Origin of the sequence: Streptomyces sp. S07_1.15 (assembly GCF_020739505.1) — a bacterium.
Lineage (GTDB): Bacteria > Actinomycetota > Actinomycetes > Streptomycetales > Streptomycetaceae > Streptomyces > Streptomyces xinghaiensis.
Genome location: NZ_JAJBZK010000001.1, coordinates 2,767,583 through 2,790,261 on the forward strand (window position 1 = coordinate 2,767,583; position 22,679 = coordinate 2,790,261).

16 protein-coding genes are annotated in these 22,679 nt (G+C 74.8%); 1 reads left to right on the forward strand and 15 read right to left on the reverse strand.

Features of this window, described 5'->3' with window-relative positions:
- Window positions 1-51: 51 nt before the first annotated feature.
- From LIX60_RS11805 to purN, 12 genes are all read right to left on the reverse strand, one after another.
- Window positions 52-2,109: an ABC transporter permease subunit gene (locus tag LIX60_RS11805; RefSeq protein WP_227958388.1), complete on the reverse strand. Its 2,058-nt coding sequence runs from the start codon at window positions 2,107-2,109 to the stop codon at window positions 52-54.
- Between the two features lie 112 nt (window positions 2,110-2,221).
- Window positions 2,222-3,391: a glycine betaine/L-proline ABC transporter ATP-binding protein gene (locus LIX60_RS11810; RefSeq protein ID WP_227958389.1), complete on the reverse strand. Its 1,170-nt coding sequence runs from the start codon at window positions 3,389-3,391 to the stop codon at window positions 2,222-2,224.
- Complete coding sequence (locus LIX60_RS11815) at window positions 3,388-4,965, reverse strand: GMC family oxidoreductase (RefSeq protein ID WP_227958390.1); 1,578 nt, start codon at window positions 4,963-4,965, stop codon at window positions 3,388-3,390. Before LIX60_RS11815 ends, LIX60_RS11810 begins: the two co-directional genes overlap by 4 nt.
- Window positions 4,966-5,027: 62 nt before the next feature.
- Window positions 5,028-6,530 carry an aldehyde dehydrogenase family protein gene (locus tag LIX60_RS11820; protein ID WP_227958391.1) on the reverse strand — a complete coding sequence of 501 codons (1,503 nt, stop codon included), beginning with the start codon at window positions 6,528-6,530 and terminating at the stop codon, window positions 5,028-5,030.
- Window positions 6,531-6,773: 243 nt separating this feature from the next.
- Complete coding sequence (locus LIX60_RS11825; protein WP_227958392.1) at window positions 6,774-7,763, reverse strand: malate dehydrogenase; 990 nt, start codon at window positions 7,761-7,763, stop codon at window positions 6,774-6,776.
- A gap of 602 nt (window positions 7,764-8,365) precedes the next feature.
- Window positions 8,366-9,592 carry an XRE family transcriptional regulator gene (locus LIX60_RS31450; protein ID WP_265584844.1) on the reverse strand — a complete coding sequence of 409 codons (1,227 nt, stop codon included), beginning with the start codon at window positions 9,590-9,592 and terminating at the stop codon, window positions 8,366-8,368.
- 472 nt (window positions 9,593-10,064) lie between these two features.
- On the reverse strand, window positions 10,065-11,297 hold the full coding sequence (locus tag LIX60_RS11845) for an XRE family transcriptional regulator (RefSeq protein WP_227958393.1): 1,233 nt from the start codon (window positions 11,295-11,297) through the stop codon (window positions 10,065-10,067).
- On the reverse strand, window positions 11,294-12,238 hold the full coding sequence (locus LIX60_RS11850; RefSeq protein WP_227958394.1) for a peptidoglycan-binding protein: 945 nt from the start codon (window positions 12,236-12,238) through the stop codon (window positions 11,294-11,296). The genes LIX60_RS11845 and LIX60_RS11850 overlap by 4 nt, the downstream gene beginning before the upstream one ends.
- Window positions 12,239-12,790: 552 nt before the next feature.
- A complete protein-coding gene (locus LIX60_RS11855) occupies window positions 12,791-13,285 on the reverse strand; it encodes a DUF3017 domain-containing protein (protein ID WP_227958395.1) in 495 nt (164 codons plus the stop codon).
- Window positions 13,275-14,156 (reverse strand): bifunctional methylenetetrahydrofolate dehydrogenase/methenyltetrahydrofolate cyclohydrolase, encoded by an 882-nt coding sequence (locus tag LIX60_RS11860; protein WP_125626986.1) that lies wholly within the window; start codon window positions 14,154-14,156, stop codon window positions 13,275-13,277. The genes LIX60_RS11855 and LIX60_RS11860 overlap by 11 nt, the downstream gene beginning before the upstream one ends.
- Before the next feature lie 210 nt (window positions 14,157-14,366).
- Window positions 14,367-15,980, reverse strand: coding sequence for a bifunctional phosphoribosylaminoimidazolecarboxamide formyltransferase/IMP cyclohydrolase (gene purH / locus LIX60_RS11865; RefSeq protein ID WP_227958396.1), 1,614 nt, complete (start codon window positions 15,978-15,980; stop codon window positions 14,367-14,369).
- Entirely contained in the window at window positions 15,977-16,648 is a 672-nt protein-coding gene (gene purN / locus LIX60_RS11870) for a phosphoribosylglycinamide formyltransferase (protein ID WP_227958397.1), read from the reverse strand. Before purN ends, purH begins: the two co-directional genes overlap by 4 nt.
- A gap of 247 nt (window positions 16,649-16,895) precedes the next feature.
- On the opposite strand from purN, the gene LIX60_RS11875 reads away from it, so the two are divergent.
- A complete protein-coding gene (locus tag LIX60_RS11875) occupies window positions 16,896-17,951 on the forward strand; it encodes a hypothetical protein (RefSeq protein WP_227958398.1) in 1,056 nt (351 codons plus the stop codon).
- Window positions 17,952-18,057: 106 nt separating this feature from the next.
- Here LIX60_RS11875 and LIX60_RS11880 read toward each other — a convergent pair whose 3' ends face one another.
- The 3 genes from LIX60_RS11880 to sucC form a co-directional block, all read right to left on the reverse strand.
- Window positions 18,058-19,560 (reverse strand): DUF6350 family protein, encoded by a 1,503-nt coding sequence (locus LIX60_RS11880; RefSeq protein ID WP_227958399.1) that lies wholly within the window; start codon window positions 19,558-19,560, stop codon window positions 18,058-18,060.
- Between the two features lie 214 nt (window positions 19,561-19,774).
- Window positions 19,775-20,659, reverse strand: a complete 885-nt coding sequence (gene sucD / locus LIX60_RS11885) for a succinate--CoA ligase subunit alpha (protein ID WP_227958400.1) — start codon at window positions 20,657-20,659, stop codon at window positions 19,775-19,777.
- Window positions 20,660-20,680: 21 nt separating this feature from the next.
- Window positions 20,681-21,856: an ADP-forming succinate--CoA ligase subunit beta gene (gene sucC / locus LIX60_RS11890; protein WP_227958401.1), complete on the reverse strand. Its 1,176-nt coding sequence runs from the start codon at window positions 21,854-21,856 to the stop codon at window positions 20,681-20,683.
- Between the last annotated feature and the right edge of the window lie 823 nt (window positions 21,857-22,679).

Here is a 22,679-nt window from a genome sequence, read left to right on the forward strand (position 1 = left end):
TGGTGCGTGAACATCGTTGGTACGGAAGCGCCGTGAGGCGGCCGGCGGTGGTCAGGTGTCCTTCCGCCGGGCGGTGGTGGGCTGGGTGACCCGGTCCAGGACCAGGCCGAGGCAGACGATGGCCGCTCCGGCCACCAGTCCGACGCCGAGATCGCCGCGCGACAGGCCGTAGACGACGTCGTAGCCGAGGGCCCCGCCACCGACCAGGCCGCCGACGATGACCACGGCGAGGACGAGGACGATGCCCTGGTTGACGGCCAGCAGCAGAGCCGGGCGGGCCAGCGGCAGCTGCACCTGGCGCAGCAGCTGGGCACCGCTCGCCCCCAGGGAGCGGGCGGCCTCCACGGCGGCGGGGTCCACCTGCCGCAGGCCCTGGGCGGTGATCCGGACGACGGCGGGGAGCGCGTAGACCACGGCCGCGACGATGGCGGCGACCCGCCCGACCGCGAACAGCGCCACCACCGGGATCAGATAGACGAACTGCGGCATCGTCTGCATGGCGTCGAGGACGGGCCGCAGCGCGCGGTCCACCCAGGGGACCCGCGCCGCGAGGACGCCCGTGGCGAAGCCGAGCAGCAGGGTCACCACCAGGGCCGCGAGGACCTGGGACAGGGTGTTGAGGGACTCCGGCCACACCCCCATGACGCCGATCGCGGCCATCGCGAGCACCGCGGTGAGCGCGGTCCGCCAGGTGCCCACCGTGAGGGCGAGCGCGGCGACCAGCAGCAGGACCAGCCACCAGGGCAGGGCCACCAGCCCGTCGTGCAGCGGGTTCAGCACCCAGTCGGTGAAGGCGGCCGCCCACACCTCGGTGCCGCCGACGACGGGCAGGCCGTCCCGGAGCTGCGCGATGACCGAGTTCTTGAAGTCGTTGACGGCCGGTGAGATGTCGTACGTCCACGCCGCCGGCCACTCCGCGGTGGTGAGGAACCGGCCCGCCACCGCCAGGACGGCCGTCCCGGCGAGGACCGCGGCCCAGGCGGCCGGCCCGCGCAGGAGACGCGGCCCGGCGGTGCGCCCGGTGTCGTCCAGCCGCGCGCCGGCCGCCGCGGTGGTGCGGTCCAGCCAGATCGCGATGAGGACGATCGGGATGCCGGCGGCGAGCGCCTGGCCGACGTCGACGGTCGACAGCGCCTGGTAGATCTCCTCGCCGAGACCGCCGGCTCCGACCAGCGCCGCGATGACGACCATGGACAGCGCCATCATGATCGTCTGGTTGAGGCCGAGGAGCATGTCCTTGCGGGCCAGCGGGATGCGGACGGTCAGCAGCCGCTGGAGCGGGCCCGCGCCGAGCGAGGCCGAGGCCTCCAGCACCGACCCGTCGGTGCCGCGCAGTCCGAGGGCCGTGAGGCGGGCCATCGGCGGCGCGGCGTAGATGACGGTGGAGAACAGGGCGGCGGGGGTGCCGATGCCGAAGACCAGCACGAACGGCAGCAGATAGGCGAAGGCCGGGAGCACCTGCATGGTGTCCAGGACCGGCCGCAGCAGCCGGTGGACGCGGTCGGAGAGGCCGGCGGCCAGCCCGAGCAGCACGCCGATGACGGCCGCCACGGCCACCGCGACGGTCATCAGGGCCAGGGTCAGCACGGCGGGTTCCCACATGCCCAGCAGCCCGCATGCGGCGAACGCCCCGAGGGCGGTGGCGGCGGTCCGCAGCCCGCTGCGGTGCGCGAGGCCGCCGGCCCGCCAGGCGAGGAGCACCCCGCCGGCGGTCACCCCGAGCCAGCCCAGGGACAGCAGCAGCTGGTAGACCGCGTCGACGGAGGCGGTGGCCGTGTTGCTGAGGTGCAGGAGGAAGTACAGGAAGAGGGGGTGGGTGTCCCGGTTGTCGATGATCCAGTCGCTGAGCCCGTTCAGCGGTTCCGAGAGCTCGGCCCGGAGCGCGGCCGGCCAGGTGCCGGTGAACTCGGTCGCGGCGGCCAGGGACAACAGGACGAGCAGGACGGCGGCGAGCATGACCGCCTTGCCGGCGGGCAGGCGGGGCAGGCGGGTGATGGCTACCCCGGTGCGCCCGGCGGTGGTGGTCTTCTCCGGCTGCCCCGGGTCCCCCGGCGGGCCGCCGGTGCCGGGACCGGCCGGTGTCGTGGCCGGGGAGGTGGTCGCGCTCATGCCGCCGCCCCCTCGGGAGCACGGGCCGGGCGGGCCCGGTGGGCCGGACGGAGCCGGGGGCGGGCCCGGGGCCCGGCCGTCCCGGGCAGGTGCCGGGTCGCGGGTCGCGGTCTCATCGGGCCGCCACCGCCTTCTCGCCGGCTATCGCGGCCAGCAGGCACCCGGCGTCGACGACGCCGAGGCAGCGGCCGTCCTCCATGACGCGCACGGGGGCGCCGGAGCCGGCGACGGTCCCGACGGCCTCGGCGACCGTGGTGTCCGGGGCGACCGTCTCCCCGGACCGGCCCTCGCCGTCCTCGGCGGGCCGCATGGCACTCCGTACGGTGACGACCTGTTCCCGGGGCACGTCGCGGACGAAGTCCCGTACGTAGTCGTCGGCCGGGGAGCTCACGATCTCCTCGGGGGTGCCGAGCTGCACGATGCGGCCGTCGCGCATCAGCGCGATGCGGTCGCCGAGGCGCAGCGCCTCGTTGAGGTCGTGGGTGATGAACACCATCGTCCGCCCCTCCTCGCGGTGCAGGCGGATGACCTCCTCCTGCATGTCGCGCCGGATGAGCGGGTCGAGCGCGCTGAACGGCTCGTCGAAGAGGAGCACTTCGGGGTCGACGGCGAGCGCGCGGGCGAGGCCGACGCGCTGCTGCTGGCCGCCGGAGAGCTGGCCGGGGCGGCGGTGCTCCATCCCGGTCAGGCCGACCTTCTCCACCATGGCGGCCGCCCTGGCCCGGCGTTCGGCCCGGCCGACCCCCTGGATCTCCAGGCCGTAGGCGATGTTGTCGAGGACGGTGCGGTGCGGCAGCAGCCCGAAGTGCTGGAAGACCATCGAGGCCCGGTGGCGGCGCAGGTCGCGCAGCCGGGCCCGGTCCATGGCGAGCACGTCCTCGCCGTCCATGGTGAGGGTGCCGGCGGTGGGTTCTATCAGCCGGGTGAGGCAGCGGACGAGGGTGGACTTGCCGGAGCCGGAGAGGCCCATGACGACGAAGACCTCGCCCCGGTGGACGTCGAAGGAGACGTCGCGGACGGCCGCGGTGCAGCCGGTGCGCTCGCGCAGTTCGCGGGCGGAAAGGTCCGCGTGCGCGCTGCCGGGGATCTTGTCCGCGCCGGGCCCGAACACCTTCCACAGGCCGCGGACGGAGAAGACGGGGACGGCGGGGCCCCCGGCCGGGGCCGCGGTCTCGGCGGTCTCCGTGGTCTCCGTGGTCTTCGTGATGTCGGCGGTCTCCGCGGTATCGGTGGTGGCTGGGGCGGCCGGCGTGGCCGGCGGGTCGGCTTTCTCGGCGCTCATCGCGCGTCATCTCCCGGGGTCGTCGGGTCGGCGAGCAGGTCCGCGCACTTCTCCCCGACCATCAGCACGCCGATCATCGGGTTGACGGCGGTCATGGTCGGGAAGACGGAGGCGTCGGCGATCCGGATGCCCTCCAGGCCCCGGATTCTCAGGTGCGGGTCGACCACGGCGAGCGGGTCGTCCGCGGCGCCCATCCGGCAGGTGCCGGCCGGGTGGTAGACGGTGTGGGCCGCCTTGCGGGCGTACTCGCCGAGTTCCTCGTCCGAGGTGACCTCCGGTCCGGGGGCCACCTCGCGCTTCAGCCAGTGGGCGAGGGGTTCGGTCTTCGCGATCTCGCGGGCGAGCCTGATGCCGTCCACCAGCGTGCGGCCGTCGTAGTCGTCCTCGTCCGTGAAGTAGCGGAAGTCCAGGGCCGGTTTCACCGCCGGGTCCGCGCTGGTGAGGTACAGCCGGCCGCGGCTGCGCGGTTTGGGGATGTTGGGGGTCATCGACACCCCGTACGGGGGCTTCTCGTAGCCCAGCCGCTCGGGGTTGTCGGTGAACGGGATCTGGTAGAAGTGGAACATCAGGTCCGGGCCGCGGGACGCGGGGTCCCGGCGGACGAAGAGGCCCGCGTCCGAGTCCATCGCCGAGTTCTCCGGGATGGGCCCGTGGGTCTCCCAGACGATCACCGACTCGGGGTGGTCGAGCAGGTTCTCCCCCACCCCCGGCAGGTCGTGGACGACCGGGACGCCCAGCGCCTCCAGGTCCTCGCGGGGGCCGATGCCGGAGTGCAGCAGCAGCCGGGGGGTGTCGACGGCGCCCGCGCAGACCAGCACCTCGCGCCGGGCCCGCAGCAGCGTCTCCGTACCGTCCGCGGCGCGGACGTGCACGCCGGTGGCGCGGGTGCCGTCCAGCTCCAGCCGGTACGCCCAGGTCTCCAGCAGGATGCGGAGATTGGGGCGGTCGCCGGCCTCGATGTGCGGGTGGAGGTAGGCGACGGAGGCGGAGGAGCGCTTGTTGGTCTCCGGGTGGTAGGCGAGGTCGAAGAAGCCGGCGCCCTCGTGGAACGGCCGCTCGTTGAACCCCTCGACGCGGGGGACGCCGGCGGCCTCGCGGGCGGCCTCGACGAAGTCCCGGGCGATGGCGTTCCGGTCCTTCTCGTCCACGGCGACGATGTTGTTGCGCAGCCTGCCGAAGTAGGGCTCCATGGCGGCCGCGTCCCAGCCGGTGGCGCCCGCCCCGGCCCACTCGTCCCAGTCGCCGGGCAGCGGCTTGAAGCTGATGAGCGTGTTGTGCGAGGAGCAGCCGCCGAGGACCCGGGCCCGGCTGTGCCGGATGTGGGAGTTGCCGCGCGGCTGCTCCGTGGTCGGGTAGTCGTAGTCCAGCTCGCCGCCGAGCAGGCCCAGCCAGCGGCGCAGCGTGAGCACGTCGGGGCGGTCGATGTCGGACGGGCCGCCCTCGACGAGGGTGACGGTGACCGAGGGGTCCTCGGCGAGCCGTGAGGCGATCACCGAGCCGGCGGTGCCGCCTCCGACGATCACGTAGTCGGCGGCGGCCGGATCGGGGCGGGTGGTCGCGGACGGCGGTGGCATGGGTGGTGCTCCTCCTGGAAGAACGTGCGCGTGAGGTCGGTGCGGCGGAGGTCCGGGGTGGGTCAGCCCGCGAACCAGCGCTGCGGGCGGGGGTCGAGGTTCTGGTAGATGTGCTTGGCCTCGCGGTACTCCGCGAGCCCCGCCGGGCCCAGCTCCCTGCCGGTGCCGGACCTGCCGAAGCCGCCCCACTCGGCCTGCGGCAGATACGGGTGGTAGTCGTTGATCCAGACGGTGCCGTGGCGCAGCCGTCCGGCGACGCGCCGGGCGCGGCCCGCGTCGGAGGTCCACACCGCTCCGGCGAGCCCGTACTCGGTGTCGTTGGCGAGGGCGACGGCCTCGTCCTCGTCGCGGAAGGTCTCGACGGTCAGCAGCGGGCCGAACGTTTCCTCGCGGACGACCCTCATCTCCCGGTGGCAGGCGTCCAGCACGGTGGGCGAGTAGAACCAGCCGGTGGCCGGGCGCACGGCGGAGGGCTCGGGGCGGGAGCCGCCGGCCCGGACGATGGCGCCCTCCTCGCGGGCCGAGGCGACGTACATCTCGGTCTTGGCGAGCTGCTGGGCGGAGACGAGGGGGCCGCACTCCACGCCGTCCTCGGTGCCGCGGCCGAGTCTGATCGCGGCGGCGCGGCGGGCGAGTTCGGTGACGAAGCGTTCCCGGACGGACTCCTCGACGATGAGGCGGGCGCCGGCCGAGCAGACCTGGCCGCTGTGGAAGAAGGCGGCGTTGAGCGCCTGGTCGACGGCGGTGTCGAAGCCCTCGTCGGTGGCGCAGGCGTCGGCGAAGACGACGTTGGGGTTCTTGCCGCCCAGTTCCAGGGCGACCTTCTTCACGGTCGCGGCGGCGGCCCGGGCGACCTTGGTGCCGCTGGCCAGTCCCCCGGTGAAGGAGACCAGGTCGACGCCGGGGTGCTCGGAGAGCCGGGCCCCGACGGGGTCGCCGGCGCCGGTGACGAGGTTCGCGACCCCGTCCGGGAGTCCCGCCTCGGCCAGCAGCCGGATCAGGTGGACGGTGGACAGCGGGGTGATCTCGCTGGGCTTGAGGACGAAGGTGTTCCCCGCGGCGAGGGCGGGGGCGACCTTCCAGGACGCCTGCAGCAGGGGGTAGTTCCAGGGGGTGATCAGCGCGCAGACACCGACGGGCTCGTGCACCACGACGCTGTGCACCCGCGGGTCACCCGCGTCGACGACCCGGCCGCCGCTCTCGTGCTCCACGAGGCCGGCGAAGTAGCGGAAGGCCGCCGTCACGTCGTCGACGTCGACGCGGCCCTCTTCGAGGGTCTTGCCGGTGTCGCGGCTCTCGGTGAGCGCGATCTCCTCGCGGTCGCGCTGGAGCAGCGCGGCGACGCGGCGCAGCAGTTCCGCGCGCTCGGCGACCGGGGTCCGGGGCCAGGGCCCGGAGTCGAAGGCGCGGCGCGCGGCGGCCACGGCGGCGTCCGTGTCCCCGGCGTCCCCCTCGGCCACGAGCGCCAGGACGGTGGCGTCCGCGGGGTCGAGCACCTCGCGTGTGGCGCCGGATGAGGCCGCGCGCCAGATGCCGTCGATATGGAGGGTGTCGAGGGCCGACATGGGGGTTCCACCTTCTCTGCCTGGATGTGCGTGCCGGTGCGGTCGGGATTGAGGCACCGGCGACGGGGAACCATCCCCCCTTGGCCGAAAAGTATGCGGAAAACTTAACGCTGAGTGGTTTTCCTCACTTACGGTTCGGTTAAGGGCCCTGACGGACGACGGCCCGCCGCCGGTCGTGTAACAGACCGGCGACGGGCCGTCGCCAGGCTCCGTACCGGCCGCGGGCCGGGCCGGGGCGGCAGATCAGAGCAGGCCGAGACCGCGCACCGCGTCGCGCTCCTCCGCCAGCTCCTGCACCGAGGCGTCGATGCGGGTGCGGGAGAACGCGTTGATGTCCAGACCCTGGACGATCGTGTACGCGCCGCCCTCGCAGGTGACCGGGAAGGAGGAGATCAGGCCCTCCGGGACACCGTAGGAGCCGTCCGACGGGATGCCCATGGAGGTCCAGTCGCCCTCGGCGGTGCCGTTCACCCAGGTGTGGACGTGGTCGATGGCGGCGTTGGCGGCCGACGCGGCCGAGGACGCGCCGCGGGCCTCGATGATCGCGGCACCGCGCTTGGCGACGGTCGGGATGAAGGTGTCGGCGAGCCAGGCCTCGTCGTTCACGGCCTCGGCGGCGTTCTTGCCGGCGATCTCCGCGTGGAAGATGTCGGGGTACTGGGTGGCGGAGTGGTTGCCCCAGATCGTCAGCTTCTTGATGTCGGAGACCGCGGCGCCGGTCTTCGCCGCGAGCTGCGAGATGGCGCGGTTGTGGTCCAGGCGGGTCATCGCGGTGAAGCGCTCGGCCGGTACGTCCGGGGCCGCGGCCTGCGCGATGAGCGCGTTGGTGTTGGCCGGGTTGCCGACGACGAGGACCTTGACGTCGTCCGCCGCGTGGTCGTTGATCGCCTTGCCCTGGGGCTTGAAGATGCCGCCGTTGGCCTCCAGCAGGTCGCCGCGCTCCATGCCCTTGGTCCGGGGGCGGGCGCCGACGAGGAGGCCCACGTTCGCGCCGTCGAAGGCCACGTTCGGGTCATCGGTGATCTCGATGCCGCGCAGCAGCGGGAAGGCGCAGTCGTCGAGCTCCATCGCGGTGCCCTCGGCGGCCTTGAGCCCCTGCGGGATCTCCAGGAGGCGCAGCTTGACCGGCACGTCCGCGCCGAGGAGGTGACCGGAGGCGATACGGAAGAGCAGCGCGTAGCCGATCTGCCCGGCCGCGCCGGTGACGGTGACATTGACGGGAGTGCGAGTCATGTGCGATCTCCTGCTGCGGGTCGTGGTGGGTGTCCCTGCCCCATGTGATCTTCGGCCTCCCGGCCCGGTGGTGCCCGGGAAAAGCAAGGTGCGGGAGACCGGCGTCAGGCTATCCGACCGCGGGTCCGCGGGGCCCTGCCGCCCCTGTGTGTCCCGGCTCACGGCCTGCGGGGGCGGCTGCGCGGCGGGGGCGGGGGCGGCGTACGGGACGCGTGCGCGGGGTGCGGGGTGCGCGGAGTGCGCGGAGTGCGCCGGGAGGAGATGCGGGATCGCCGGTGGACGGCGGGGGCGGCCGCTCGTCGAGGAGGGGGGAGACGAACGGCCGCCAAGGGGGTGTGCCGCACCCGTGGGGGGTAGTCGGTCGCCTGCCCCCGGGCGCCGGACCCATGCGCCCCGGACGGCGGAAAGAAACGGACGGACCGCCACCGGGGGCGGTGACGGTCCGGCCTTACGGGTGAACGGCGGGCCCATGGGCGAACGGCTGCCCTCTCCGTCCGCGGCGGCTCCGTGGACGCACGGCGCTCCCACAGGTGCACGACGGTCCCGACGGAGGCGCCGGGCCCACGAGCGCGCGGCGGCTCCCGGCCCGGGGGCGAGGGCGGCTATCCCGCAGCGGTCGGGCCCCCCTCGGTCTCCGACGTACCCGACCCGGTGCCGCCCGGCGGGGCGGAGGTCCCGGGGCCGTCCTCGCCGCTGGGCCGCGCGCAGCCCTTCTCACCGGCCACCGTGGTGCCGCAGACCTCGGCGTCGGCCGGCTCGCCGGCGGCCACCATCAGCGTGTACGCCTCCGTCACCCCGGGTTGTCCCCCGCTTCCCGCGGCGACCTCGGCGCTCTCGCTCTGCTTCCCCACGGCGACCCGCACCGAGTCGCCGGCGGCCGCCTCGGTGATCCGTGCCCAGACCGCGCCGCAGACCTCGCTGTGCCGCATCTCGACGAACGCGGCGCCGACCCGGACCTCCGTGACGGTGCGGGCGTACTCACCGCCGCAGCCCTGCTCCTCCGGGTCCTCGCCCGTGCAGGCGTCACCCGAGCAGTTCACGCCCTCCGGGAGTTCCGTCGGCTCCGGAGTGGGCGTCGGCGTGGTGGCCACCCGGGCCTTGCCGTCCGCCGGGGCCCCGTCGCCGAGGTCGAGGAAGAACACGGCACCGGCGGTCACGGCCAGCGCCCCGGCCAGCCCGAGGCCGAACAGCAGCAGGCGCCGGGCGCCGCCGCCGGAGCCCGTGCCGCCGGAGCCCGTGCTGCCGCCGGAGCGTGCGTCGCGGCCCCCGCCCGGCCCGGCCCCCTGAGCCGTCACGACGGACAGCGCGACGGTGTCGGGGGTGGGGTGCCCGGGCTCGTCGGGAGCGGCGGCCGGGCGTCCGGGCGTTCCCCGCCCGGGAGCCGGCGGGCCGGGCGGGGACGCTCCGGGCGCCGTGTGTCCGGCTGCCGCGCCGCCGAAGGCCGGCCCGCCGGGAGCCGGCTGCCCGGGCGCCGGCTGCCCGGACGCCGGCTGCCCGGACGCGGGTTGCCCGGGCGGCGGCGCCTGCCCTTGTTCCGTGGCGGGATCGTGCCCGGCCTCGGCGCGGGCCCAGGCCGCCTCGGCCCGTTCCCACTGGGCCGTGAGCGGCCCGGTGGCGTAACCCGTCACCTCGGCCAGCGCCACCACGGCGCCCAGCGGCGGCAGCAGACGGCCGTTCAGGTAACGGTCCCACGAGGTCTTGCTGTAGCCGGTACGGTCCGCGACGGACCCGACCCCCAGACCGCTGAGCTCGACGATCCGGCGGAGCTGTCCGGTGAACTCCCGTATTTGCGGGTCCAGTTCCTCCGGCAGCACCTTCCAACGAGGCATTGCCTCCCCCTGTTCCCCCCGCGTGTGCACAAGTACCCGGCCGCGGTGTGGCCTCCCAGCACAACACCGCCTGCCGCCAAGGATGTTCAGGATCAGGATGTCAGTTCCCCCGCGGCCGCGACACGGGTGTCCCCCCGTTCGGAACGCGGGCGCCCGGGACGACGTCCCGCGCCGGCGGCGGTACGCCCGTATCCGTCCCGGTCGGGAGGGGTTGGGCCGTGGGGCGGAACGGATACGGGGCCGGGGCGCGGCCCGGCGCGGCCGTTCGGAGCCGTTACCGACTGCCGACACACCGCGCACAGCGTGATCACGGCGTGCCGGAACGGTCACTTCCGAGCCACAGAGCACCCATCTCTCTTGTTCCCGAACACGCGGACGAAGAGGCTCTGAGCCAGGCGGAGCTCGTCCTGACCCGGGGGAGGGGACGGGCTCCGCCGTTCGCGGTGGCGCGGGGGAGCCGGAGCCGTACCGGTCAGGTCGTGTCGGCACCGGCGGCCGCGGCCCCGGTCGTGTCCCCGTTCCGGGTCGGGTTCCCGTCCTCGGTCGTGTCCCCGTCCTCCGTCGTGCCGAAGCACTCGCGCTGCCCTCCCGTGGCCGGGAGCAGGCAGGCGCGGAGCGCCGATCGCTCTCCGGCCCCGACCATCGGCGTGTAGAGATAGCTCTCGGCGTCGTACCGGTCGGCCACGGTCGCCTGCTGGAACCGGCCGCCCGAGGCGGTGATCCGGATCCGGTCACCGATGCCCGACTGCCAGATCCGGGCCCATGCGGCACCGCACCGTTCGCTGTAGCGGATCTCCATGCCCGCACCCCCCGCCGTGCGGTGACCGCCGAGCGTCCGCACGGCGATCCCGCAGCCCATGCTCTCCGGGTCCTTGCCGTCGCACGCCGCTCCCCGGCAGCCCGGCGGCGGCAGGCTCGGCGACGCGGAGGCGGAACTGCCCGGTCCCGCGGCCGCCTGCCGCCCGGAACCGTCGGGCAGCACACCGCCCAGAGCCAGCGCGCCCACGACGGCCACGGTCGCGCCGGCCGCGGCGACGACCGCGGCCCGCCACCGCGCCGCGGTCGGCCATCGGAACGGACGGGGCGGACGGCTGCCCGGGCCCGGTGCCTCCGGGCGGGCTGCGACCGCTTCCCCGGCCGTCCCGGCCGTCCGTGTCGTCCCGGCCGCGCTGCTCCCGGCCACCGCGCCTCCGGCCGTCTCCGCGGATGTCCCGGCGCCGTCCGCCCCGCCCCGCGCGGCTCCCGGCGGCCGGCCGGCCTCCACCGCCGTTCCGGGCCCCTCCGTTCCGGGCCCCTCCGTTCCGGGCCCCTCCGTTCCGGCCCGTCCTCCGGCCGTCCGGCCTCGCGGGGTGCGCGCGGCGCGCGGTGGGCGCGGGGCCGCCGAGCCGAAGGCCCCGCGGCCGCTCCACTCGGCGTCGGCCAGGTCCCAGAGCACCAGCAGCCGCTCCGGGCGCTCCCCCGCGAGCCGGCAGAGGGCTTCCACGGCCTGCCGCGGCGCCTGCTTCTTCCCGTTGAGGTACCGCTCCCAGGAGGACTTGCTGTACGGGGTGCGCTCCGCGAGCGCCGCGAGGCTGAGCCCCGTCCCCTTCCGCAGTTCCCGCAACTCCTCGGCCAGACGGGCGCATTCGGGCGCCAGGCCGGGCGGCCGGGCGGCGGGCGCACGCCCCGGTCCGGGCGGGCGGGGAGACCCCTGGGTCCCGGTCATCCGCGCAGCACTCCCCAGGTGTGCGGGCCGACCTTGCCGTCGACCACGAGTCCGTGCTCGTCCTGCATGCGCTTGACGGCCCGGGCGGTGAGATCGCCGTAGATGCCGTCGATGCCGCCCGGGGAGAAGCCGTGGTGCTTCAGCAGGCACTGGGCCTCGACGACGTCCCACCCGGTGGTGGAGTTCTGGAGCACCGCGTCGCGGGTCGCGCTGTGCCCGGCGCCGAGGAGGCCGTTCTCCCGGCGCACGTCGCAGCGGTAGGTGCGTCCCGGCTCGTAGACGAACGGGCCGTCGTGCGCCCGGGCGGAGGGCTCCGCCGGGGTGGAGGAACCGGCCGCCCCGGGAGCGGCCGGGGTGTCCCCGTCCTCCCAGGGCGCGGCGACCACCAGCGCGGTCCCGGCGGCCACGGCGGCCACCGCGAGGCCGGCCACCACGGGTACGCGGAGGCGGCGGCGCCGGGTGGCCTCCGGCGCGCGGGCCGGATCGGGGCCCGGCCCGGGGAGCGGGTCCGCCGGGGGGTCCGGGCGCGGTACGGGAGAGGCCGCTCGGGCCGTGCCGTCCTCCGCCGGGGCTTCCGCCGCGGGGCTGTCCCCCGCAGCGCCGTCTTCCGCCGGGCCGTCCTCCGCCGGGCCGTCCTCCGCGCCGTTGCCCGCGGTCGCCGGGGCCCCGGCGGTCCGGGGTCCGGCCGCCTCGGCCAGTTCGTGGAGCACCAGCAGCCGGGTGGGGTCGGTACCGCCGAGCCGGGCGAGCTGCTCCACCGCCTGGCGCGGCGGCAGCGCCTTCCCGTTGAGATAGCGCTCCCACGAGGAGCGGCTGTACGCGGTCTTCCTGCCGAGCGAGACCAGGCTCAGCCCGCTGCGGTCCTTGAGCCGTCTCAACTGCACCACCAGGTGCCGTGTGCGCTCGTCGAGCGTGTCCGGCAACTGCTTCCAACGCGACATGCTCCACCTCATCCGCGTCCGGAGCCCCGGAGGGAGGTTATCCCCCACCACGCCCGAGAACTTGGCGGCGGAGCACGGGGTTTCTGCGCCGGACATCCGAACCGACGGGTTCCGGTCAGGGTCCCGGCCCCGGGCGCGTCCCCGCTCCGTACCGTTCCGGGCGGCGTCCCAGCAGGTGGGGGCGGGTGGCGTCCCACGATCGCCCCCGCCGGCGGGCAGGCGTGGCGCCGTCGAGGAATGGCCCGCACTATCGGTTGTGCGACAAGGGCGGCGCGGTCCACCCCGCGCCGCCCCCGCCCGGACCAACGGAACCTCCCGAACCACACGAACCGCCCGACCCATCAGCACCACCGGCACTGTCCGGACCGCAGGCACCACCGGCACCACCCACACCGCCCGCACCGCTCCGGAGGAATCCATCGCGGGAACGGGCCCGGAGACCTGGAGGGTGCCGCGCGGCACCCAGGCCGCGGCGGCTCCTCCCGCACACGGCGGCGGCCCGTCCTCTCACGGGGGAGAGGACGGGCCGCCGTCCGGGGTGCCGGGGCCGGGTCAGCGCACGGCGAAGCGGATGATCTTCTCCAGCCAGGGGATCTCCAGCCAGGGGTCGGGGAGCGACATCAGGGCCAGCAGCGAGATGAGGACGCCCAGCACGCCGTAGGTCACCATGTCCGTGAAGCGGGACCGCACGGCCAGCATCCCCACCGACGGCAGCGCCCACCGCAGCACCGCGCCGGCGAGCAGCGAGAGCCCGATGAGCAGGGTGCCGACCCGGGACACGCCGAAGGCGACGAGGATCAGGCCGATCGCGGTGCCGCCCAGCACGGACAGCAGCGGCCACTGCCGTACCGGGGCCGGCGCGTCGCCCGGCGCCGCACGGCCGCCGCCCTCGGGACGGGCCGTGCTCCGGGTGAAGCGGGGGAAGCGGCGGCTGCGGCCCGGCCCGGACTCCCTGCCCGGCCCGGCGCTCCCGTCCGTCCCGTGGTTCCCCTCCGGCCCGGCGTTCCCCTCCGCCTCGCGGCTCTCCACGGCGGCCTCAGCCCGCATGGTCCGCGGTGTCCCGGACCCCGGCCTGCCGTTCGGCGGCCTCCACGACGTTCTGCAGCAGCAGCGCGCGGGTCATCGGGCCCACACCGCCCGGGTTGGGCGCCACCCAGCCCGCGACCTCCGCCACACCCGGGTGCACATCGCCGACGATCTTCCCGCTCTCGTCCCGGCTGACGCCGACGTCCAGGACGGCCGCGCCCGGCTTGACGTCCTCGGGCCGGACGATGTGCGGGGCCCCGGCGGCGGCGACGATGATGTCGGCCTGCCGGAGCTGCGCGGAGAGGTCACGGGTGCCGGTGTGGCAGAGGGTCACGGTCGCGTTGACCTCGCGGCGCGTGAACAGCAGCCCGATGGAGCGGCCGACGGTCATCCCCCGGCCGACGACGGTCAGATGCGCGCCCTTGGTCTCCACGCCGTGGCGGCGCAGCAGCGCCAGGATGCCGTTGGGGGTGCAGGGCAGGGCGGCCTCCTGGTTGAGCACCAGCTTGCCCAGGCTCATGGGGGCGAGGCCGTCGGCGTCCTTGGCGGGGTCGATCAGCTCCAGGACGCGGCCGGTGTCGATGCCCTTGGGCAGCGGCAGCTGGACGATGTAGCCGGTGCAGGCCGGGTCCTCGTTGAGCTCCCGTACGACGGCCTCGATCTCCTCCTGCGTGGCGGTCGCGGGCAGCTCGCGCTGGATGGAGGCGATGCCGACCTGCGCGCAGTCGCGGTGCTTCCCGGCGACGTACTTCTGGCTGCCGACGTCGTCGCCGACGAGGAGCGTGCCGAGACCGGGCGTCACGCCGCGGGACTTGAGCTCCGCCACGCGGGTGGCGAGTTCGGACTTGATCGCGGCCGCGGTGGCCTTGCCGTCGAGAATCTGGGCAGTCATGGCTTCATCCTCCCGGATGACCGGCGGCGGTGGCCAATGTGGTCCGCCGCGACGGGGCGGGGGCCCGCGGGGGTACGGGCGGTGGTGCGGGGCGCGGCGCCGGCGGCCGGCCCCGGGGCGCGCGCCCCGGCGGGCGTACGGGCCCGGGCCGCGCCGCCCGGGAAGGGGGCGCGGCGCCGGGTGGTCCGCGGGGTGCTGGGGCGGGCCGGCTCAGTGGAAGAAGTGCCGGGTCCCGGTGAGGTACATCGTGACGCCGGCCGCCTTCGCCGCCTCGGTCACCTGCTCGTCGCGGACGGAGCCGCCCGGCTGGACCACGGCGGTGACACCGGCCTCCAGCAGCACCTCCAGGCCGTCCGGGAACGGGAAGAAGGCGTCGGAGGCGGCGTACGCGCCGGCCGCCCGCTCCGCGCCGGCCCGCTGCACCGCGAGCTTCGCGGAGTCGACGCGGTTGACCTGGCCCATGCCGACGCCGACGGTCGCGCCGCCCTTGGCGAGCAGGATGGCGTTGGACTTCACGGCGCGGCAGGCCCGCCAGGCGAAGGCCAGTTCGGCCAGCCCGGCCTCGTCCAGCGCGTCCCCGGAGACCCGGGTCCACGTCTCGGGCAGGTCGCCCTCGGCCTGGAGGCGGTCGCCGTGCTGGAGGAGCACACCGCCGGAGACCGGCCGCAGCTCGTTCGCCCGGCCCGGGGCGCCCCCGACGCGCAGCACCCGGATGTTCTTCTTGCGGGCCAGCACCTCGACGGCGCCGTCCTCGTACGCCGGGGCGGCCACGACCTCGGTGAAGATCTCCGCGACCTGCTCGGCCATCGCCACGGACACCGGGCGGTTGACGGCGATCACGCCGCCGAAGGCCGACAGCGGGTCGCAGGCGTGGGCCTTGCGGTGCGCCTCGGCCACGTCGGCGCCGACGGCGATGCCGCAGGGGTTGGCGTGCTTGATGATCGCCACGCAGGGCTCGTCGTGGTCGTGGGCGGCGCGGCGGGCGGCCTCGGTGTCGACGTAGTTGTTGAAGGACATCTCCTTGCCGTGCAGCTGCTCGGCGTTGGCGATCCCCTCGGGGGTGCCGTCGGTGTAGAGGGCGGCGGACTGGTGCGGGTTCTCGCCGTAGCGGAGGGTGCTCTTGCGGCGCCAGGTCTCGCCGAGGAACTCGGGCAGCGCGGTGACGTTCTCCGCGTGCTCGGGGGCGTAGGCGCCGGTGAACCAGGAGGCGACGGCGACGTCGTAGGCGGCGGTGTGCTGGAACGCCTCGGCCGCGAGCCGCTTGCGCGCGTCCAGGCCGAAGCCGCCGTCGCGGGCGGCGGCGAGGACGTCCCCGTAGCGCGCGGGGCTGGTGACCACGGCGACCGAGGGGTGGTTCTTGGCGGCGGCGCGCACCATGGACGGCCCGCCGATGTCGATCTGCTCGACGCACTCGTCGGGGGTCGCGCCGGAGGCCACGGTCTCCCGGAACGGGTAGAGGTTGACGACGACCAGTTCGAAGGGCTCCACCTCCAGCTCGGCGAGCTGCTTGCGGTGCTCCTCCAGCCGCAGGTCGGCGAGGATGCCGGCGTGCACCCGGGGGTGCAGGGTCTTGACGCGCCCGTCCAGGCACTCGGGGAAGCCGGTCAGCTCCTCGACCTTGGTGACGGGCACACCGGCGGCGGCGATCCGCCCGGCCGTGGAACCGGTGGAGACCAGCTCGACCCCGGCCTCGTGCAGCCCCCGGGCCAGCTCCTCCAGGCCGGTCTTGTCGTAGACGCTGACCAGCGCGCGGCGGATGGGCCGCTGGGTGCCGTCGGGGCCGTGGAGGCCCGCGGGGCCCGCGAGGCCTTCAGGAGTGGTCATGGGATCTGTACCTTTCGTCCCTCGATGCGATAGCCGTTGCGGGCCAGGCGCCCCACGACATCGACGAGCAGCCGTCGTTCGACTTCCTTGATCCGCTCATGGAGCGCCGCTCCCCCGTCCTCGTGGTCCTCGTCCCGGACCTCGACCACGCCCTGGGCGATGACCGGTCCGGTGTCGACGCCGTCGTCGACGAAGTGGACGGTGCAGCCGGTCACCGTGACCCCGTACGCGAGGGCGTCGCGCACGGCGTGGGCACCGGGGAAGCTGGGGAGCAGCGCGGGGTGGGTGTTGATGAACCGCCCCCCGAACCGGGCGAGGAATTCCTTGCCCACGATTTTCATGAAACCCGCCGAGACCACGAGGTCCGGTGCGAAGCGGGCGGTGGCCTCGGTGAGCGCCCGGTCCCAGGCCGCCCGGTCCGGGTGGTCGCCGAGGCGGCAGACGAACGTCGGCAGCCCGGCGCGCTCGGCGCGCTCCAGGCCGGCGATGCCGTCGCGGTCGGCGCCGACGGCGACGATCTCGGCGCCGTACGAGCCGTCCGGGGCGGCCGCGACCGCGTCGAGCAGCGCCTGGAGATTCGTACCGGAGCCGGAGACCAGCACCACCAGCCGGGCGGGCCGGCCCCCGTCCGGAGTCCGGGAGCGGGCGCTGGGAGGGGGCGAGGACACGGCGGAACTCTCTCTCAAGGGGCGCAGGTTTGTGGGGTCGCACAAGCGAGGAGCATCCTGGTGTCCGGAAGACCCTACGAAGCCGCCGACCACGGGCCACGATACCGGCACCGCGGGCAGCCCCCGCGGGACGGGGGCGCGCGCGGGAGGTAGCGTGCGTCTCAGACACCGACGTCACTCCGAGGGCCGAATCCGCCGACGCGGGCCCGCGGCCCGGACGACGACACGAGGGAAGACAACACTCCAGATGCCGGACCGACGCCTCCGCGCGACTCCCAGCCTCCCGCCGTTCCCCACCCCGCTCCTGCGCGAACGCCCCCCGGCATCGGCGTCCCCGGCCTCCGGCGGGCGGGACGGACGCGACGGACGCGACGGACATGACGCGCACGGCAACGGCAGCGGCGGTGACGGCGGCGGACCGCGGGACACCGGGCGGGGCCCGGAGGGCGACGGTGACGGCGCAACGGCCGGAACGCCGGAGCCGGGCGCGGACCGCGGGAACGCGGACGGCGACCGGGGCGGCGAGGACCGGGCCGGCGGTGACCGGCCGTCCGGTGGCCGCGCCGGTGAGCCCGACAACCCCTTCGCACCGCCGCCGGAAGGCCGTCCCGACCAGGAGTGGCGGCCCCGCGGCGGGCGCGGCGAGGGCCGCGGCGGCGGCGAGGACGGCGGCCGGCGCCCCTCCTGGGGCAGCTCCCGGTGGAGCAGCCGCCAGCCGGGCCGCCAGAGCGGCGGTTTCGGCGGCGGACGCCAGGACGGGCCGGGCCGCTCCGAGGGCCCGGGCGGTCCCGGCGAGCTGCGCTGGGACCCGACGGATCCGAATCAGCGGCGCGCCCGGTACGCGATGGTCGCGGGCATGTGGGGGTTCATCCTCGCCCTGTTCAGCCTGCCGGAGATCGCCCTGCTGCTGGGCTCCCTCGCCCTGTACTGGGGCATCAGTTCCCTGCGGGGCAGGGCACAGCGCCCGGAGAGCTCGCCGTCGCGCACCGCGGCCGCCCGCCCGGAGGACGTGTCGGGCGCACCGGACACCACCGCAGGACCGGACGCAGGACCGGCCGCCGGGCCTGCCAAGTCCCCGTCGCAGAACGGCGGTTACGGGGCCAGGTCGCAGAAGAGCGCGGCGGTCAGCGGGCTGGTCACGGGCAGTCTCGCCCTGGCCGTCGTGGCGACGACCTACACCTTCCAGATCGTCTACCGCGACTACTACACCTGTGTGGACGACGCTCTGACCCGCTCGTCCCAGCAGCAGTGCGAGGAACTCCTCCCCGAGCGCCTCCGCCCCCTCCTCGGCGTCCCGGACTGACCCCGGGCACCAGCCGTCCCGGGCCTCTCCCGAGCCTCCTCCGAGCCTCCCGAGGAGGCCCTCGCGCTCTCCGCCGGCGCGGCGCTCCGGCCGCGGTCCCGGCCCCTCAGGCCGTGGCGGTGACGGCGTCCGGGCCCGTGCCACGCCACCGGCTCTTCCGCAGCCACCAGCCGTGGAGCACGAGTGCGGTGGGCAGCCCCAGCGCGCCCGTCCAGGCGGCTGCGGCCACTCCGGTGCTCCAGGCGTCGGGACCGAGCCGGGCCAGCGCGCCGGTGCCCAGGGTGCCCCCCGACACCGCCGCGATCAGCGTCATCGCGAGCCCGCAGACCACCGCCCCGTGGAGGGCGGTCAACGGCGTCTGCCACCAGGCGGGGACGGGCCGCCCCGCCGCCCGTGCCCGGTACGCGGCGAGGGCCGCGCGCCGGCCGAGGGCGACCCCCGCCGCCACGGGGATCGCGCCGGCGGCCCAGGTCAGCGGGGAACCGGGGCCCTCGGCCGGGAGCGCGGCGAGGAGGGGGAAGCGCGGCAGCTCCGGGTAGCCCGTGGCGGCGAGGGCGGTGACGGTGCTCCCGGCACCGGCCGTGAAGCCGGGCCCCAGTCCGTAGGCCGCGGACCAGACGGCGGCGTTGGGCGCCAGGGCCAGGCAGAGCAGCAGGACGGCGGCCCGGCCGGGCACCGTTCCGTCGAGGGCGAGCAGCGCGTCCCGCGCCTCGGCGCCGTGCACGGCGAGGGAGCCGGCCGTGAGCAGCGCACCGCCGCCGAGGAGCACCGCGACTCCCTGCGCCGCCGCCCGCGGCCCGGCCCCCGCCTCCGGATAGCCGAACGGGGCGCGCACGGCGCGCGGCAGCCGGTGCAGGGCGGCGCGCACGCCCGCGGGCAGCCGCCGTTCGGCCAGGCCGCCGGAGGCCCAGGTGCCGCAGAGCACCGTCACGGCGCAGACGGCACCGAGCCGGGGCAGCACCTCGGCGGGCACGGCCCGCAGCGGCCCCTCGTCGGCGTACAGGGCGGCGCCGAGTCCGACGAGGAGGTAGCCGGCGCAGAGCCAGCCGAGTGCGCCGAACGCGCTGTACGCGGGCGGGCGCGGGGGCTCCTCGCTCTCCGGCGCCCCGTCCCGTGCCGCGTCCCGGTCACCGGCCGCTCCTCTCGGTCCGGCGGACTCCGTCCGTGCGATACGGGCCGCCAGGGCCGCCTCCGCGAGCGCCGCGGATTCCGCCGCCTCCGCCTGCTCCGCCTCCTCGGTGGCCCGCCGCGCCGAGCGGAACAGCAGCCACACCGGCAGCAGCCCGACCAGCAGCGGCGGCAGCCCCACGGGCGCCGTACCGCCGTCCGCCCCGGTGGCGCGGAGGAGTTCCACGCCGTGGCCGAGGAGCCAGAGGGCGGCCGCGGTCCGCAGCGCGCCCTCGGGTCCGGTGCCGGCGTCGGCCGAGACGATCCAGTGGGCGAGCACCACCACGGCGGGCACGCCCACCCCCAGCCCGGCCGCGACCGCGCCGCCCGCCACCCCGGCTCCGGCGGTGCGGAGGCGCTCGTCGGCCGGGACGGGCGGGGCGGCGGAGTGGTCGCGGGCGGGGAGGGGCAGCAGGCCGGGGTCGGCGATCGGTCGGCTCACACGGCCATGCTGCCAAGCGGCATCCGGTATATCCGGTTAGCCGCAAATATTCGTTGTGTCGTGTGAGCGTCCGGCCTGATCGGACGCTTCCGGGCCCGGGGCGCCCGCGGCGGTTCCGTACATGCCCCAGGGCGCCGGCTCCCGCCCGGAGGGGGAACCGGCGCCCTGGGGAAGGCCGGCCGCGCGGCCGTACGGCCGTGCGACGGGCCGGAGATCAGCCGGCGAGGGCGGCGCGCGCCAGGCGGGCCGTCTCGGACGGGGTCTTGCCGACCTTCACGCCCGCGGCCTCCAGGGCCTCCTTCTTCGCCTGCGCGGTGCCGGAGGAGCCCGACACGATGGCGCCGGCGTGGCCCATGGTCTTGCCCTCGGGCGCGGTGAACCCGGCGACGTAGCCGACGACCGGCTTGGTCACGTTCGCCTTGATGTACTCCGCGGCCCGCTCCTCGGCGTCGCCGCCGATCTCACCGATCATCACGATCAGGTCGGTGTCGGGGTCGGCCTCGAAGGCGGCCAGGGCGTCGATGTGCGTGGTGCCGATGACCGGGTCGCCACCGATGCCGACGGCCGAGGAGAAGCCGAGGTCGCGCAGCTCGTACATCATCTGGTACGTCAGCGTGCCGGACTTCGAGACCAGGCCGATGCGGCCGGCGTTGGTGATGTCGGCCGGGATGATGCCGGCGTTCGACTGTCCGGGGGAGATGAGGCCCGGGCAGTTGGGGCCGACGATGCGGGTCTTGTGACCCTGGGCACCGGCGTGGGCCCAGAACGCGGCGGTGTCGTGCACCGCGATGCCCTCGGTGATGACGACGGCGAGGCCGATCTCGGCGTCGATCGCCTCGACGACCGCGTCCTTGGCGAACTTCGGCGGTACGAAGATGACCGTGACGTCCGCGCCGGTGGCCTCCATGGCCTCCTTGACGGAGCCGAAGACGGGCACCTCGGTGCCGTCGAAGTCGACCGTGGTGCCGGCCTTGCGCGGGTTCACGCCGCCGACGATGTTCGTACCCGAGGCAAGCATCCGCTTGGTGTGCTTCTGGCCCTCGGAGCCGGTCATCCCCTGGACGATGACCTTGCTTTCCTTGGTGAGGAAGATAGCCATGGTGTTGGTGACCCGTTCCCTTTACTTAGCAGCCAGCTCGGCGGCACGGTCGGCCGCACCGTCCATGGTGTCCACCTGCTGGACCAGCGGGTGGTTCGCGTCGGAGAGGATCGTGCGACCCAGCTCCGCGTTGTTGCCGTCGAGCCGCACGACCAGCGGCTTGTCGACCTCCTCGCCCTTGGACTTGAGCAGCTCCAGGGCCTGCACGATGCCGTTGGCGACCGCGTCGCAGGCGGTGATGCCGCCGAAGACGTTGACGAAGACGGACTTGACGGCCGGGTCGCCCAGGATGATCTCCAGGCCGTTCGCCATCACCTCGGCGGACGCGCCGCCGCCGATGTCGAGGAAGTTGGCGGGCTTGACGTTGTTGTGCGCCTCACCGGCGTACGCGACGACGTCCAGGGTGCTCATCACGAGACCGGCGCCGTTGCCGATGATGCCGACCTCGCCGTCGAGCTTGACGTAGTTGAGGCCCTTGGCCTTGGCGGCGGCCTCCAGCGGGTCGGCCGCGGCCTTGTCCTCCAGCGCCGCGTGGTCCGGCTGGCGGAAGTCGGCGTTGGCGTCCAGGGAGACCTTGCCGTCCAGCGCCAGGACCTTGCCGTCGTCACCGGTCTTGGCCAGCGGGTTGACCTCGACGAGGAGCGCGTCCTCGGCGATGAAGGCCTTCCACAGGGTCTGCAGGATCTCGGCGATCTGGTCCGCCACGTCGGCGGGGAACTTCGCCGCCTCGACGATCTCGCGGGCCTTCTCGGGGGTCACACCTTCGTTGGCGTCCACCGGGACCTTGGCGAGGGCCTCGGGCTTGGTGGCCGCGACCTCCTCGATGTCCATGCCGCCCTCGACGGAGGCCATGGCCAGGAAGGTGCGGTTGGTGCGGTCCAGCAGGAAGGAGACGTAGTACTCCTCCTTGATCTCCGCGGTCTGGGCCAGCATCACCTTGTGGACCGTGTGGCCCTTGATGTCCATGCCCAGGATCTGGCCGGCCTTCTCGACCGCGTCGGCCGGGTCCTTGGCCAGCTTCACGCCGCCGGCCTTGCCGCGGCCACCGACCTTGACCTGCGCCTTGACGACCGCGCGGCCGCCGAGACGCTCGGTCACCTCGCGCGCCGCCTCAGGCGTGTCGATCACTTCACCGGCCAGCACCGGTACACCGTGCTTGGCGAAGAGGTCCCTCGCCTGATACTCGAACAGGTCCACGCGCGTCCGTCCCTTTGCGTCTCGATACCGCTGTCGTGGTGATTGCGGTGCGTTGTCTGCATGGGCGTGCCGCAGGGGCAGCGTGACGACGCGGTCACTGGGAGGCGCACACACTGGCCGGTACGCGGCATGTCCGTCCCGCAGGTTATCGCCGTCCGCCGGAGCGCCCTAAATCGCAGATCACATGTGCGCGGTGATTACAGTCACAGATCACGGGAGTGGCGGCGCGCCGTACCGGGGATATCCCCGGCATCGGTGACAGTGGCCTCGCCCGGGGCGGCTGCGCCGACCGGGCGGCGCCCGGCACCAGCGGTGGAGGCCGGTGCCGGGCGCCTCTCCTCGCTCCCCGCTCCCCGCTCCGGGCCTCAGGCGTTCGCCTCCCCCTCCCCTCTTCTCGCCCGCCTCGCTCGTCTCGCTCGTCTCTGTCGTCGGGTGCGCGGCCCGCCCCGGACCGGGCCGCCCCGCGGCCGTCGCGATCGGCGCCGCCGGAGCGCTCCCGGGTGGGCGCCGTCGGCATCCGACAAGCCCGCCGGTCCTTCTCCCGCCGGGCCGTATACGGCTCTTTCACACCTTGTACAGATGCCGGTGATCCCGCGACCCATGGCCAAAGCGCTCATTTTTCGCCTTCCGGTACACAAACCGGCGCGCCGACACCCTCACTCTTTCGACTTAATCCGATTCCCGGAATATTGAATTCCGCCACGGCATTGATCACCCACTTCCGCTCCGGCCCCGGAAAATGCCCTGATCCACCACCTCGGCACGGCCGGCGGAAGGGTGCCATCCGCTTCATGGAAAGGCCGGAAACCATCCTTGACCCTCA